Here is a 14319-nt window from a genome sequence, read left to right on the forward strand (position 1 = left end):
CCGCGGCGGGCTCCACGCCTTGGGCTCAGCGCAACTGAGCGCCCAGCTCGGCGGCAACGCCGTCCAGCAGGGCCTTGAGCGCCGGCTCCACGTCTTCGTCGGTCAGCGTGCGGCTATTGTCCTGCAACATCACGCGGAAGGCCAGACTCTTCTTGCCCTCTTCCACGCCTTTGCCGCGATAAACGTCGAACAAAGCCACTTCGCTGACGATGGCGGCGCCGTGTTTGGCGAAGCAGGCCAGCAATTGGGCCGTTTCCACCGCCTCGTCCACCACCAGCGCCAGATCGCGGCGCACCGCCTGGAACTTGCTCACCGGCTGCGCCTTGATGGGCTGCCGCGCTTCCGCCGCCGCCAGGTCAAGTTCGAACAGCACCGGCGCGCTGGGCAGATCGTATTGCTGCGCCCACTTGGGATGCAGTTCGCCGATCACGCCGACAACCACGCCGTCCACCAGCACTTCGGCGCAACGGCCCGGATGGAAGGCCGGATGCGCGGCCTTGCAGAAATCCGCGCGCCGCGGGTGCAACAGGGCTTCGACATCGGCTTTGACGTCGAAGAAATCGACGCGTTCGGCCTTGACGCCCCATTGCTCCGGCAAGCGCGGACCCCAGGCGAGGCCGGCCACTTTTTCCGGCTGATCGAACCAGTCGGCGGATTTCTTGAACACGCGCGCCACTTCGAACACGCGCACGCGCGGCTGCTTGCGGTTGAGGTTGCCCACCAGCACGTCCACCAGGCCGCCGATCAGCGTGGAGCGCATCACGCTCATCTGCGAAGCGATCGGGTTGATCAGGCGCACCGGCTGCTCGTTGGCGGCGAAATCGCGCTCCCAGGCCTCGTCGACGAAGGCGTAGCTGACGATTTCCTGATAGTCGCGCGCCGCCAGCAGATGGCGGATCTGATCGCGCGGCCGCAGCTCTTCCCGCTGCGCCAGCATGCGCATGCCGGAACGCGGCGCGTCGGCGGGGATCGCGTCGTAGCCGTATACCCGCGCCACTTCCTCGATCAGGTCTTCCTCGATCGCGATGTCGAAGCGGAAGGACGGCGCCTCCACGGTGAAGACTTCGCCGTCCAGACGGTGCGCCAGGCCCAGCCGGCCCAGAATTTCACCGATCTGCGCACCGCTCAAGCTCACGCCCAACAACTTGGCGCAACGCGGCACGCGCAGCTTGACCTCGCCGCGCCGCGGCAGTTCGGCCACGGTTTCCACCACCGGACCCGGCTGACCGCCGCAGATGTCCAGCACCAGGCGGGTGGCGCGTTCCATCGCTTCGCGCTGCAGCTGGAAGTCCACGCCGCGCTCGTAACGGAAGGAAGAATCGGAACCGAAGCCGAGCTCGCGCGCCTTGCCGGCGATCGCTTCCGGCGCGAAGAAGGCGCTTTCCAGGAAAATATCCGTGCTGGCGGCGGTGACGCCGCTGTGCTCGCCGCCCATGATGCCGGCGATGGCCAGCGCCTTGGTCTGGTCCGCGATCACCATGTAATCGGACTTGAGCTTGACGGTTTTCTCGTTCAGGCACAGCAGTTCTTCGCCGTCCTTGGCCATGCGCACGACGATGCCGCCGTCCAGCTTGGCCAGGTCGAAGGCGTGCATCGGCTGGCCTTGTTCCAACAATACGTAGTTGGTGATGTCGACCACGGCGGAAATCGAACGCAGGCCGGCGCGCTCCAGGCGGCGGCGCATCCATTCCGGCGTGGCGGCGGCGGCGTTGACGCCCTTGAGCGCGCGGCCCAGGTAGCGGCCGCAGCCAGCGGCGGCGTCTATGCTCACCGACAGCGCGTCGTCGATGACCGGGGCCACCGCGGGAATGGCCACCGGCGCCAGTTCTGCGCCGGTCAGCGCCGCCACTTCGCGCGCGATGCCGCGGATGGACAGGCAGTCGGCGCGGTTGGGGGTGATTTTCAGCGTGAACAGCTGGTCGTCCAGGCCCAGGTAGTCGCGTATGCTCTGCCCCGCCGGCGCGTCGGCCGGCAGCACCAGCAGGCCGTCGACCTCGTCCGGCACGCCCAGCTCCTTGCCGGAGCACAGCATGCCGTTGGATTCGACGCCGCGCATCTTGGTCGGCTTGATCTTGAAATCGCCGGGCAGCGCGGCGCCGGGCAAAGCGCACGGCACTTTCAGGCCGACGGCGACATTGGGCGCGCCGCAGACGATCTGCACCAGTTCACCCGTGCCTACATCTACCTTGGTCACGCGCAGGCGGTCGGCGTTTTCGTGCTTGGCCACTTCCTTGACTTCGGCCACCACCACGCCGCTGAAGGCCGGCGCGGCGGCGTTGACTTCTTCCACTTCCAGACCCGCCATGGTCAGCAGGTAGGACAGCTCGTCGGTGCTCAGCGACGGATTAACCCAGCTTCTCAGCCATTGTTCGGAAAATTGCATAGTATTCGGCTCCGTACGCGATCAGTTGAACTGTCTCAGGAAGTTGAGGTCGTTCTCGAAGAACAGCCGCAGGTCGTTGACGCCATAGCGCAGCATGGCGAAACGATCGAGACCGATGCCGAAGGCGAAGCCGGTGTAACGCTCCGGGTCGATGTTGACATTGCGCAACACATTGGGGTGCACCATGCCGCAGCCGCCCACTTCCAGCCAGCCGCGCTCGCCCAGCACGTCGATTTCCGCCGAGGGCTCGGTGAAGGGGAAGAAGGACGGACGGAAGCGCACTTGCAGATCGTCGCGCTCGAAGAAACGGCGCAGGAAGTCGGTCACCACCGCCTTGAGGTCGGCGAAGGACACGCCCTCTTCCACCCACAGGCCTTCCATCTGGTGGAACATCGGCGAATGGGTGGCGTCGGAGTCCACGCGGTATACGCGGCCCGGGGCCACGATCTTGATAGGCGGCTGATTGTTCATCATGAAGCGCGCCTGGATCGGGCTGGTATGCGTGCGCAGCACGTCGCCGCCTTCCACGTAGAAGGTGTCGGCCATCGCGCGCGCGGGATGGTTTTCCGGGATGTTCAGCGCCTGGAAATTGTAGAAATCGGTTTCGATCTCCGGGCCGTCCGCCACTTCAAAACCCATGGTGCGGAACAGGCCGGCGATGCGTTCCAGCGTCAGCGCCACCGGGTGCAGGCCGCCGCCGTTGCTGCCGCGCCCCGGCAGGGTCACGTCCAGCGCCTCGGCGGCCAGTTGCGCCTCCAGCTTGGCGGCGTTCAATTGATCGAGGCGCTGCTTGTGCGCGGCCTCAAAAGCCTGCTTGGCCACATTGATGGTGGCGCCGGCGGCCTTGCGCTCTTCGGCGGGCAGCTTGCCCAGCTGTTTCAGGAGTTCGGTCAACTCGCCGCTCTTGCCCAGATAGCGGGCCTTGACCTGCTCCAGTTCAAGAAGATCGGCCGCCGCGGCTACCGCGGCCAGACCGGATTGGAGAATCGCGTCAACGTTGTTCATCGTGTTCCACACCGTATGCGAAAGAAAGCTGGCCACACGCGCCCCAGCACTCGGGCGAGTCTGGCCAACCGTCTTGATCTTGAATCATGCCTGCGGCCGGGCCGCATCAAAAAAAAGGGAGGCAAGATTGCCTCCCTTTTGATCCGTCCGGGCGATTAAGCAGCGAGGCTTGCTTTCGCCTTTTCGACGATCTGTGCAAAAGCCGGCTTGTCGAACACGGCCAGGTCGGCCAGGACCTTGCGGTCGATTTCGATAGAGGCTTTTTTCAGGCCGTTCATGAATTTGCTGTACGGCAGGCCGTTTTCACGAGCAGCTGCGTTGATACGAGCAATCCACAGTTGACGGAACTGACGCTTTTTCTGACGACGGTCACGGTAGGCGTACTGACCGGCTTTCATCACCGCCTGTTTGGCGATGCGATAGACGTTCTTCCGGCGGCCGCGATAGCCTTTCGCCAGTGCGAGGATTTTCTTGTGACGAGCACGAGCGGTTACACCGCGTTTTACGCGTGGCATATCTTAGTCTCCTTAAGCGTAGGGCATCATTGCGCGAACAGAGGCCATATTGGTGCTATCTACCATGGTAGTACCACGCAGTTGGCGCTTGTTCTTGGTGGTTTTCTTGGTCAGGATGTGACGCTTGAACGCGTAAGAGCGCTTTACACCACCATTGCCCAGTACTTTGAGACGCTTTTTCGCGCTCGACTTGGTTTTCATTTTCGGCATGGACTGCTCCTGCTGAATTTTGATTAGATTAGACGCGAGGTGGCTGCCGGACGAATCCGGAAACGCTTGAAAAACCATCGTGTCACGCTTTTGGGCAGATCGTTGCCGACCTACAAAATCAACACGGCAGAGCGAACCCTGCCGTGTCAGTTTGATGATTATACCGATTATTTCTTCTTCGGCGCAATCATCATGACCATCTGGCGGCCTTCCAGCTTGGGAAACTGCTCAACCACCGCAATTTCGGACAAATCGGCTTCGACACGCTTAAGCAACTCCAAACCGATGTTCTGGTGGGCCATCTCACGACCGCGGAAGCGCAGGGTGACCTTGGCTTTGTCGCCGTCAGCCAGGAATCGGGTCAAGTTGCGCAACTTGACGTTGTAGTCGCCGTCGTCGGTGCCCGGACGGAACTTGATTTCCTTGATCTGAACCTGTTTCTGCTTCTGCTTGGCTTCGTGACGCTTCTTGGACTGCTCGTACTTGTACTTGCCGTAGTCCATCAGCTTGCATACCGGAGGCTGCGCGGTCGGGGAAATCTCCACCAGATCCACATCGCCTTCCTCCGCCAGCGCCATTGCCTCACGCAGACTGACAACACCAATCTGCTCACCTTCTTTACCTACCAGACGAATTTCACGGGCGGTAATCTCGCCGTTGATCCGTGCTTCGCGTTCCTGAGCTATAGCCAAATCTCCTATTAATCTAAACTCAATGCCTGCCGTCGCCGGAATCAGGCCCCAGGCATCTCAGCCTTGAGGCGCGCAATCAGCGCATCCAGCGTAAGCTGCCCCAGGTCTTCCCCGCGGGAGCGTACGGCAACCAACTCGCCAGCCTTCTCCTTGTCGCCGACGATGATCTGATACGGCAACTTTTGCAGACTGTGCTCGCGAATTTTATAGCCGATCTTCTCGTTTCTCAAGTCAAGATCAACGCGGAAGCCATGTTCGCGCAGTTTGGCGGCCACATTGGCCGCGTATTCGGCCTGCGCTTCGGTGATATTCATCACCACCATCTGCACCGGAGCCAGCCACAAGGGGAAGGCGCCGGCGTGGTTTTCGATCAGGATGCCGAGGAAGCGCTCCAGCGAACCCAGCGCCGCGCGGTGCAGCATCACCGGGCGCTTGCGGCTGTTGTCGTCGGCCACGTATTCGGCGTCCAGACGCTCCGGCAGCATGAAGTCCAGCTGCAGGGTGCCGCACTGCCAGGAACGGCCCAGCGCGTCCTTGATGTGGTATTCGATCTTGGGGCCGTAGAACGCGCCCTCGCCCGGCAGCTCTTCCCACTCCACGCCGCAGGCGCGCAGCGCTTCGCGCATGCCTTCTTCCGCCTTGTCCCAGGTGGATTCTTCGCCGATGCGTTTTTCCGGACGCAACGCCAGCTTGATCGCCACCTTATCGAAGCCGAAGCGCTCGTACACTTCCATCACCAGGCGATGGAAATCCTTGGCCTCCTGGTTGATCTGGTCTTCGGTACAGAAGATGTGGCCGTCGTCCTGCACGAAGCCGCGCACGCGCATGATGCCGTGCAGCGCGCCGGACGGCTCGTTGCGGTGGCAGGAGCCGAACTCGGCGTAGCGCAGCGGCAGATCGCGATAAGAGCGCAGGCCGCTATTGAACACCTGCACATGGCCCGGGCAGTTCATCGGCTTGACCGCGTAGTCGCGCTTTTCCGATTCGGTGATGAACATGTTCTCGCGGTAGTTGGCGGCGTGGCCGGAACGCTCCCACAGATGGGCGTCCATCATCATCGGGGTGCGGATTTCCTTATAGCCTTCGCGGTTCAGCTTCTCGCGCATGTATTGCTCGACGCTCTGCCACAGCTGCCAGCCCTTGGGATGCCAGAACACCATGCCCGGCGCCTCGTCCTGCAGGTGGAACAGGTCCAGTTGCACGCCCAGCTTGCGATGGTCGCGCTTTTCCGCCTCTTCCAACATATAGAGATAGGCGTCCAGGTCTTCTTTCTTGGCCCAGGCGGTACCGTAAACGCGCTGCAGCATTTCATTCTTGCTGTCGCCGCGCCAGTAAGCGCCGGCCACCTTCATCAGCTTGAACACCTTGAGCTTGCCGGTGGACGGCACGTGGGGACCGCGGCACAGGTCGGTGAATTCGCCCTCGCGGTACAGGCTCAGCACTTCGCCCTGCGGGATGGATTCGATGATCTCGGCCTTATAGGCCTCGCCTATGCTCTTGAAGTAGGCGATGGCTTCGTCGCGCGGCAGCTCGTAACGCTCCACCGGGATGTCTTTCTTCGCCAGCTCGGCCATTTTCTTTTCAATGGCGGCCAGGTCTTCCGGCGTGAACGGGCGCTTGTAGGCGAAATCGTAGTAGAAGCCGTTTTCGATCTCCGGCCCGATGGTGACCTGGGCTTCCGGGAACAGCTCCTTCACCGCATAGGCCAGCAAGTGGGCGGTGGAGTGGCGGATGATGGACAGGCCGTCCGCGTCCTTGTCGGTGATGATGGCCAGGTCGGCATTGCGGTCGATGGCGTAAGAGGTGTCCACCAGCGCGCCGTCCACGCGGCCGGCGAGCGCCGCGCGAGCCAAGCCTGCGCCGATGGATGCGGCCACTTCATGAACCGTTACCGGTTTATCGAACGAACGGATCGAGCCGTCCGGCAAGCGAATGTCTGGCATGTCAACTCCAACAAGGCGAGAGAGAAATTTTTAGAAAGCTTAGGATAAAAAAAAAGTGCGGCCTGAGCCGCACTTTTTTTGCATGGAACAACCCGCAAGGCTCAGCTAGCGTGAGTATGTCGGGTTGTGGTAGTTCGCAAGTTGGACACTTGTAACGCTCCATGCGTTTGAATTTTGGTAGGCACGATTGGACTCGAACCAACGACCCCCACCATGTCAAGGTGGTGCTCTAACCAGCTGAGCTACGTGCCTGTCGTCGAGCTGCGAATACTAAACAAGCCCGCTACGCTTGGCAAGCGTTTTTTTCATCCGCCGCGAGGAAGAAACCGCGACAAAACCCCAGCGGGCGCGGCTTACGGTATACTAGCCGGCTGATTTTGCTAAACAAACATACCAGAGCAATCCCCGAATCATGCTGAAGTTTACCGTACATAAAACCTCCGGCGGCGCGCGGCGCGGCACGCTGGAGCTGAACCACGGCACCGTGGAGACGCCGGTGTTCCAGCCGGTGGGCACTTACGGCTCGGTCAAGGCGATGAGCCCGGTCGAGCTGAACGACATCGGCGCCCAGATCATTCTGGGCAACACTTTCCACCTGTGGCTGCGCCCGGGCCTGGAGATCGTCGAACAGTTCGGCGGCCTGCACGAGTTCATCGGCTGGGACAAACCCATCCTCACCGATTCCGGCGGCTTCCAGGTGTTCAGCCTGTCCGATATGCGCAAGCTGACCGAGGAAGGCTGCACCTTCCAAAGCCCGATCAACGGCGACAAGCTGTTCCTGAGCCCGGAAATCTCGATGAAGATCCAGACCGTGCTCAACTCCGACATCGTGATGCAGCTGGACGAGTGCACGCCGGGCCAGGTGGATCACGCCACCGCGCAGAAGTCGCTGCAGATGAGTTTGCGCTGGGCCGAGCGTTCGCGCCGCGCCTTCGACGATCTGAAAAACCCCAATGCGCTGTTCGGCATCGTCCAGGGCAACCTTTATACCGATTTGCGCCAGGAATCGCTGGAAGGCCTGATGCAGGTCGGCTTCGACGGCATCGCCATCGGCGGCCTGTCGGTGGGCGAGCCCAAGCCTGAGATGTACCGGATGCTGACCGAGTTGAAGGACATGCTGCCGGCTGAGAAGCCGCATTATCTGATGGGCGTGGGCACGCCGGAGGATTTGGTGCACGGCGTGGCCAACGGCGTGGACATGTTCGATTGCGTGATGCCGACGCGCAACGCGCGCAACGGCTGGATCTTCACCCAGTGGGGCGACGTCAAGATCAAGAACGCGCGCTATAAGGACGACAAGAAGCCGCTGGACGAGGAATGCGAGTGCTACGCCTGCCGCAACTTCAGCCGCGCTTACCTGCATCATCTGCACCGCGTCGGCGAGATTCTGGGCGCCCGCCTCAACACCATACACAATCTGCATTATTACCAGGAGCTGATGCGCCAGATGCGCCGCGCCATCGAGGAAGACCGTTTCGAGGACTTCCGCCTGGAGTTCGCCGCCAAGCGCGCCCGCGGCGTCAACTGAGGAACCACCTGCGCGATCGGCCTGTCACAGGCCTGACCGTCGCAAGCATTGGAAAAAGCGGACCAGCATGGCTACAATGGTCCGTTTATTTCGACCAGCCATAACAATACATAATCTAAGGGAGTAGTTTGATGTCCTTTATCAGCCCCGCCTTCGCCAACACCGGCGCCGCAGTAGGAGGTTTCGACCTGATGGGCTTCCTGCCCATGATCGCCATCTTCGTGCTGTTCTGGTTCCTGATGGTGCGCCCGCAGCAGAAGCGCATGAAAGAGCATCAGAAGATGCTGTCGGAAATCCAGAAGGGCGATGAAGTCGCCACCCAGGGCGGCATCGTCGGCCGCGTGGCCAAGATCGGCGAACAGTTCCTGACTCTGGAAATCGCCAACGGCGTGGAAATCACCGTTCAGCGCGGCTCGGTTTCCGCCAAGCTGGAAAAAGGCACGCTGAAGTCGCTGTAAGGATTCAGCCGACGGCCACCGCAGCGCGCTGCCGGTGGCCGGTTCATTTTCTTTTCCCGAACTAAAACATGAACCGCTACCCTCTTTGGAAATACCTCGTCATTGCGGTGGCCCTGATCCTTTCCGCGATCTACACGCTGCCCAATTTCTACGGCGAGACTCCCGCGGTCCAGGTCTCCAGCTCGCGCCAATCCATTCCGGTGGACACCGCCGTGATGACGCGCGTGGAAGAGGCGCTGAAAGCGCAGAACATCTCTCCCGACGGCCTGTTCCTCGACGGAACCAGCCTGCGAGTCCGCTTCAAGGACGCCGACACCCAGCTCAAGGCGCGCGACGCCATCCAGCACGCGCTGGGCGACAACTACATCATCGCGCTTAATCTGCTGTCCGCCTCCCCCGCCTGGCTGACCAGCCTGAAGGCGCATCCGATGTTCCTCGGCCTCGACCTGCGCGGCGGCGTGCACTTCCTGCTGGAAGTGGACATGAAGGCCGCCATCGACAAGACGATGGAACGCTACGCCGGCGACTTGCGCCGCGAGCTGAAGAACAAGAAAGTCCGCTACGGCGCGATCAAGCGCAACGGCAATACGCTGGAAGTGCAGCTGCGCGACGCCGATACGCTCAAGGCCACTCAAGACGTGGTCTACCGCAGCCTGCCCTCGCTCACCGTCAAGAGCGACGACGGCAACTACCGGCTGACGCTGACCCTGAAGCCGGAAGAGATCACCAAGATCCAGGGCGACGCGGTCAAACAGAACATCACCACCCTGCATAACCGCGTCAATGAGCTGGGCACCTCCGAGCCCATCATTCAGCAGAACGGCCCCAACCGCATCGTGGTGCAGCTGCCCGGCATCCAGGACACCGCCCGCGCCAAGGACATCATCGGCCGCACCGCCACGCTGGAAGTGCGCATGGTGGAAGACGACCCGAGCAAGATGGCCGACGCGATGGCCGGCAACGTGCCGGCCGGCTACGAGCTGCTGGACGAAGCCTCTTCCCGCGGCGTGCAGAAGATTCTGGTGCGCAAGGACGTTGAACTGACCGGCGACAATATCAACGACGCCCAGGCCGGCTTCGACGAAAACGGCGCGCCCGCCGTCCACATCAATCTGGACTCCGCCGGTGCCTCCATCTTCCGTCAGGTGACCGCCGAGAACATCGGCCGCCGCATGGCGATGGTGCTGGTGGAAAAAGGCCGCGCCGAAGTGGTGACCGCCCCGGTGATCCGCTCCGAAATCGGCGGCGGCCGCGTACAGATCTCCGGCAGCATGAACCCGGCCGAAGCCAATGACACCGCCCTGCTCTTGCGCGCCGGTTCGCTGGCCGCGCCGATGAACATCGTCGAAGAACGCACCGTAGGCCCGAGCCTGGGTCAGGAAAACATCGAGAAAGGCTTCCACGCCACGCTGTGGGGCTTTGCCGCCATCGCCACCTTCATGGTCCTGTACTACGGCATGTTCGGCGTGTTCTCCGCGCTGTCGCTGGCGATCAACGTCTTCCTGCTGCTGGCGCTCTTGTCCATGATCCAGGCCACGCTGACCCTGCCCGGCATCGCCGCCATCGCGCTGGCGCTGGGCATGGCCATCGACGCCAACGTGCTGATCAACGAGCGCATCCGCGAGGAGCTGCGCAACGGCGTGCCGCCGCATTCGGCGATCCAGGCCGGTTACACCCACGCCTGGCACACCATTCTGGACTCCAACGTCACCACGCTGATCGCCGGCCTCGCGCTGCTGATCTTCGGCTCCGGCGCGGTGCGCGGCTTCGCCGTGGTGCACAGCCTGGGCATCCTGACCTCGATGTTCTCCGCGGTGGTGATTTCCCGCGGCCTGGTCAACCTGTGGTACGGCCGCCGCCGCAAACTGACCACGCTGGCCATCGGCCAGGTGTGGAAACCGGAAAACAAAGGATAAGGACCGGATATGGAGCTTTTCCGCATCAAACGGGACATCCCGTTCATGAGCTACGGCCGGCTCACCACGACCATCTCGCTGGTGACCTTCATCCTGGCCATCTTCTTCCTGGCCACCCGCGGCCTGAACTACAGCGTGGAATTCACCGGCGGCACCGTGCTGGAAGTGCAGTACCAGCAGTCCGCCGACCTGGGCGCCATCCGCGACAAGGTGGACGAGCTCAAGCTGGGCGAATCCACGGTGCAGAGCCTGGGCAGCAGCCGCGACGTGATGATACGCCTGCCCAACAAGCCGGGCGTCACCTCCGCCCAGTTGTCGGAAAAAGTGATGGCCATGCTCAAGGCCGGCGATCCTCAAGTGCAACTGCGCAAAGTGGACTTCGTCGGCCCCAGCGTGGGCGAGGAACTGGTGACCCACGGTCTGACCGCCACCATCCTGGTGTGCGTGGGCATCATGATCTACCTGGCCATCCGCTTTGAATGGCGTTTCGCTATCGCGGCCATCATCGCCAACATGCACGACGTGGTGATCATCCTGGGCTGCTTCGCCTTCTTCCGCTGGGAGTTTTCGCTGACCGTGCTGGCCGGCATCCTGGCGGTGCTGGGCTACTCGGTCAACGAATCGGTGGTGGTGTTCGACCGGATTCGCGAGAACTTCCGCAAGCCGGGCATGAAGGGCCACAGCGTGGCCGAAGTCATCGACAACGCCATCACCGCCACGATGAGCCGCACCATCATCACCCACTTCTCCACCGAGATGATGGTGGTGTCCATGCTGCTGTTCGGCGGCCCGGCGCTGCACGGCTTCGCAATGGCGCTGACCATCGGCATCGTGTTCGGCATTTACTCCTCGGTGCTGGTCGCCAGCCCGATCGCCCTGTGGCTGGGCGTGAAGCGCGAACATATGATCAAGCCGGTGAAACCAAAAGAAGAAGCGGTCGTCTGACCACTTCCCTCATGAGCCTCATTTAAAAAGGTTCTGATTGCTGGCCGGCTTGTCCGGCCAGTTGTACTTTCAACCCGAGCAGCACCCTTACCGAGCGCAACGACATCATGGAAGCCATCACTTTTCTGATCGACTTCATCCTGCACATCGACACTCATCTGTCCCAGCTGGTGGCCGCCTACGGCCCCTGGATCTACGCCATTCTGTTTCTGATCGTATTCTGCGAAACCGGACTGGTGGTCACCCCCTTCCTGCCCGGCGACTCGCTGCTCTTCGTCGCCGGCGCGCTGGCGGCCATGGGCCAGATGAACCCGCACTTGCTGGTGCTGCTCCTGATCGTCGCCGCCATCCTCGGCGACGCAACCAATTACGCCATCGGCCGCAACGTCGGCATGAAGCTGTTCGACAAGTTTCCGCGCATCCTGAAGCCGCAATACCTGGACCGCACCCACGCCTTCTACGAACGCCATGGCGGCAAAACCATCATCTTCGCCCGCTTCGTGCCCATCGTGCGCACCTTCGCGCCCTTCGTCGCCGGCATCGGCAAGATGCACTACCCGCAGTTCCTGCGCTACAACGTGGTGGGCGCCATCGCCTGGGTGGTCGGCTTCACTTACGCCGGCTATTTCTTCGGCAACCTGCCCTTCGTGCGCAAGAACCTGGAATTGCTGATCTTCGGCATCATCCTGGTCTCCTTCCTGCCGGGGTTGATTGAAATCTGGCGCCACAAGCGCGCGGCCGCCCGCGGCTGATCCGTAGTAGAATCGACAAGGCCGCCGTAGCGCGGCCTTTTTGCTTTGACATCACGCCCCAATGCCGCCCATGAAACGCATCCAACGCCTGCCCGACCACCTCGTCAACCAGATCGCCGCCGGCGAAGTGGTGGAACGCCCCGCCTCCGCGCTCAAGGAAATACTGGAAAACAGCCTGGACGCCGGCGCGTCCAAGATCACGGTGGACCTGGCCCAGGGCGGCATCAAGCTGCTGCGCGTCACCGACAACGGCGGCGGCATCGCGGCGGAAGACCTGGCGCTGGCGCTGGATCGCCACGCCACCAGCAAGATCGCCTCGCTGGACGATCTGGAAAACGTCGCCACCCTGGGTTTCCGCGGCGAGGGCCTCGCCAGCATCGCCTCGGTGTCGCGGCTGACCCTGGTCAGCCGGCCGCCGGACGCCGAACACGCCCACCAGCTCATCGCCATCGACGGCGCGCTGCACCCGGTGGAGCCGGCCGCCCACTCGCCCGGCACCAGCGTGGAAGTGGTGGACATCTATTTCAACACCCCGGCGCGGCGCAAATTCCTGAAAAGCGAGAACACCGAATACGCGCACTGCGAGGCCGTTTTCGAGCGCATCGCGCTGGCCCACCCCCATGTGGAGTTCATGCTGCGCCACAATGGCAAGGTGATCTGGCGCCTGCCGGCGCAAAGCCTGGCCGAACGCGTGGCCGCGATGCTGGGCAAGGATTTCGTCGCCGCCGCCATCGAGATCGACACCGCCGCCGGCCCGCTGACGCTCAGCGGCTTCGTCGCCTCCCCCACTTACTCCAAGGCCAGCCGCGACGCCCAGTACTTCTACGTCAACGGCCGCTTCGTCCGCGACAAGACCGCGCTGCACGCGCTGCGCCAGGCCTACCGCGACGTCCTGCACCACGATCGCCATCCGGCCTATGCGCTGTTCCTGACCATGGAGCCGTCCGGCGTCGACGTCAATGTGCACCCGACCAAGATCGAAGTGCGCTTCCGCGAATCGCAGGCCATCCACCAATTCCTGTTCCACAGCGTGCACAAGGCTTTGGCCAGCACCACCGCCGGCGCCGCGCCTACCGTTCAGATCGCCGGCGCCGACTCGGCGGCCGAGCCCGCGCTGGCCCAGGGCGAATCCGCGCCCTTGTTCGACAAGCCGTTCAATCGGCCCGCCGCGCCCTCCTCCGGCCCGGCCGGGGGACAGCCCGCCTTCCGCTACCAGCAGCAGGCGATGCCGCTGCACGTGGCCAGGGAAGCCACCGGCATCTACGACAAGCTGTTCGGCGGCCTGCGCGAGGAAGAACGCGCCCAGCCCGCCGCGCCGGCGCCAGCGCCGGTGGAATACAGCCTGCCGCCGCAGCGCGTGGCCGCGCTGCCGCAAAGCGCGGACGGCGTTCCGCCGCTGGGCTTCGCGCTGGCGCAGCTGCACGGCGTCTACATCCTCAGCCAGTGCGAAGACGGGCTGATCCTGGTGGACATGCACGCCGCCCACGAACGCATCGTCTACGAACAGCTGAAAACCGCGCTGGAGGCCGACACCATCCCGATGCAGCCCTTGCTGCTGCCGGTGTCCTTCGCCGCCGATCGCATGGAGGTGGCCACCGCCCACGAGCACGGCGAGGAGATGAAGCGGCTGGGCATGGAACTGGCGCCGCTGTCCCCCACCCAGATCGCCGTGCGCGGTGTGCCGGTGTGGCTGAAGGACGGCAATCCGGTGGACCTGGCGCGCGCGGTGCTGAAGGATGTGCGCGAGTTCGGCCTCAGCCAGGTGCTGACCGAGCGCCGCAACGAGCTCCTGGCCACCATGGCCTGCCACGGCGCGGTGCGCGCCAACCGCCAGCTGACGCTGCCGGAAATGAACGCCTTGCTGCGCGATATGGAAGCCACCGAACGCTCCGGCCAATGCAACCACGGCCGCCCCACCTGGACCCGGTTGTCCATGCGCGAGCTGGACAAGCTGTTCATGCGCGGTCAATAA

Annotated in this window: 12 protein-coding genes and 1 tRNA gene; 6 read left to right on the forward strand and 7 right to left on the reverse strand. The window is 62.8% G+C overall.

All coding sequences use genetic code 11. The features are described from left to right. Nucleotides 1-25: 25 nt before the first annotated feature. The 7 genes from pheT to ACODSD_RS10280 form a co-directional block, all read right to left on the reverse strand. Nucleotides 26-2383 (reverse strand): phenylalanine--tRNA ligase subunit beta, encoded by a 2358-nt coding sequence (gene pheT, locus ACODSD_RS10250; protein WP_488877315.1) that lies wholly within the window; start codon nucleotides 2381-2383, stop codon nucleotides 26-28. A 21-nt stretch (nucleotides 2384-2404) separates the two neighbouring features. After that, nucleotides 2405-3388 (reverse strand): phenylalanine--tRNA ligase subunit alpha, encoded by a 984-nt coding sequence (gene pheS / locus ACODSD_RS10255; protein WP_107800246.1) that lies wholly within the window; start codon nucleotides 3386-3388, stop codon nucleotides 2405-2407. Nucleotides 3389-3543: 155 nt separating this feature from the next. After that, on the reverse strand, nucleotides 3544-3903 hold the full coding sequence (gene rplT / locus ACODSD_RS10260) for a 50S ribosomal protein L20 (protein WP_019103240.1): 360 nt from the start codon (nucleotides 3901-3903) through the stop codon (nucleotides 3544-3546). A 12-nt stretch (nucleotides 3904-3915) separates the two neighbouring features. Then, complete coding sequence (rpmI, locus tag ACODSD_RS10265; protein WP_019103239.1) at nucleotides 3916-4113, reverse strand: 50S ribosomal protein L35; 198 nt, start codon at nucleotides 4111-4113, stop codon at nucleotides 3916-3918. Nucleotides 4114-4280: 167 nt separating this feature from the next. After that, nucleotides 4281-4805, reverse strand: coding sequence for a translation initiation factor IF-3 (infC, locus tag ACODSD_RS10270; protein ID WP_081556240.1), 525 nt, complete (start codon nucleotides 4803-4805; stop codon nucleotides 4281-4283). A gap of 41 nt (nucleotides 4806-4846) precedes the next feature. Continuing rightward, nucleotides 4847-6748 carry a threonine--tRNA ligase gene (gene thrS / locus ACODSD_RS10275; RefSeq protein ID WP_488877316.1) on the reverse strand — a complete coding sequence of 634 codons (1902 nt, stop codon included), beginning with the start codon at nucleotides 6746-6748 and terminating at the stop codon, nucleotides 4847-4849. A 175-nt stretch (nucleotides 6749-6923) separates the two neighbouring features. Further along, nucleotides 6924-7000 (reverse strand) — tRNA-Val (locus tag ACODSD_RS10280). A gap of 160 nt (nucleotides 7001-7160) precedes the next feature. Here ACODSD_RS10280 and tgt point away from each other — a divergent pair. The 6 genes from tgt to mutL all read left to right on the forward strand — a co-directional run bounded on the left by tgt (nucleotide 7161) and on the right by mutL (nucleotide 14319). Then, nucleotides 7161-8276, forward strand: coding sequence for a tRNA guanosine(34) transglycosylase Tgt (gene tgt / locus ACODSD_RS10285; protein ID WP_107800248.1), 1116 nt, complete (start codon nucleotides 7161-7163; stop codon nucleotides 8274-8276). A 131-nt stretch (nucleotides 8277-8407) separates the two neighbouring features. Next, nucleotides 8408-8734: a preprotein translocase subunit YajC gene (gene yajC, locus ACODSD_RS10290; RefSeq protein WP_043633815.1), complete on the forward strand. Its 327-nt coding sequence runs from the start codon at nucleotides 8408-8410 to the stop codon at nucleotides 8732-8734. Nucleotides 8735-8802: 68 nt separating this feature from the next. Then, nucleotides 8803-10650, forward strand: coding sequence for a protein translocase subunit SecD (gene secD, locus ACODSD_RS10295; protein WP_107800249.1), 1848 nt, complete (start codon nucleotides 8803-8805; stop codon nucleotides 10648-10650). A 9-nt stretch (nucleotides 10651-10659) separates the two neighbouring features. Then, nucleotides 10660-11595: a protein translocase subunit SecF gene (secF, locus tag ACODSD_RS10300; protein ID WP_107800250.1), complete on the forward strand. Its 936-nt coding sequence runs from the start codon at nucleotides 10660-10662 to the stop codon at nucleotides 11593-11595. A 107-nt stretch (nucleotides 11596-11702) separates the two neighbouring features. Further along, nucleotides 11703-12347, forward strand: a complete 645-nt coding sequence (locus ACODSD_RS10305) for a DedA family protein (protein WP_107800251.1) — start codon at nucleotides 11703-11705, stop codon at nucleotides 12345-12347. A 70-nt stretch (nucleotides 12348-12417) separates the two neighbouring features. Continuing rightward, complete coding sequence (gene mutL / locus ACODSD_RS10310) at nucleotides 12418-14319, forward strand: DNA mismatch repair endonuclease MutL (RefSeq protein ID WP_488877317.1); 1902 nt, start codon at nucleotides 12418-12420, stop codon at nucleotides 14317-14319.

This window comes from Chromobacterium sp. FG22, assembly GCF_057809415.1.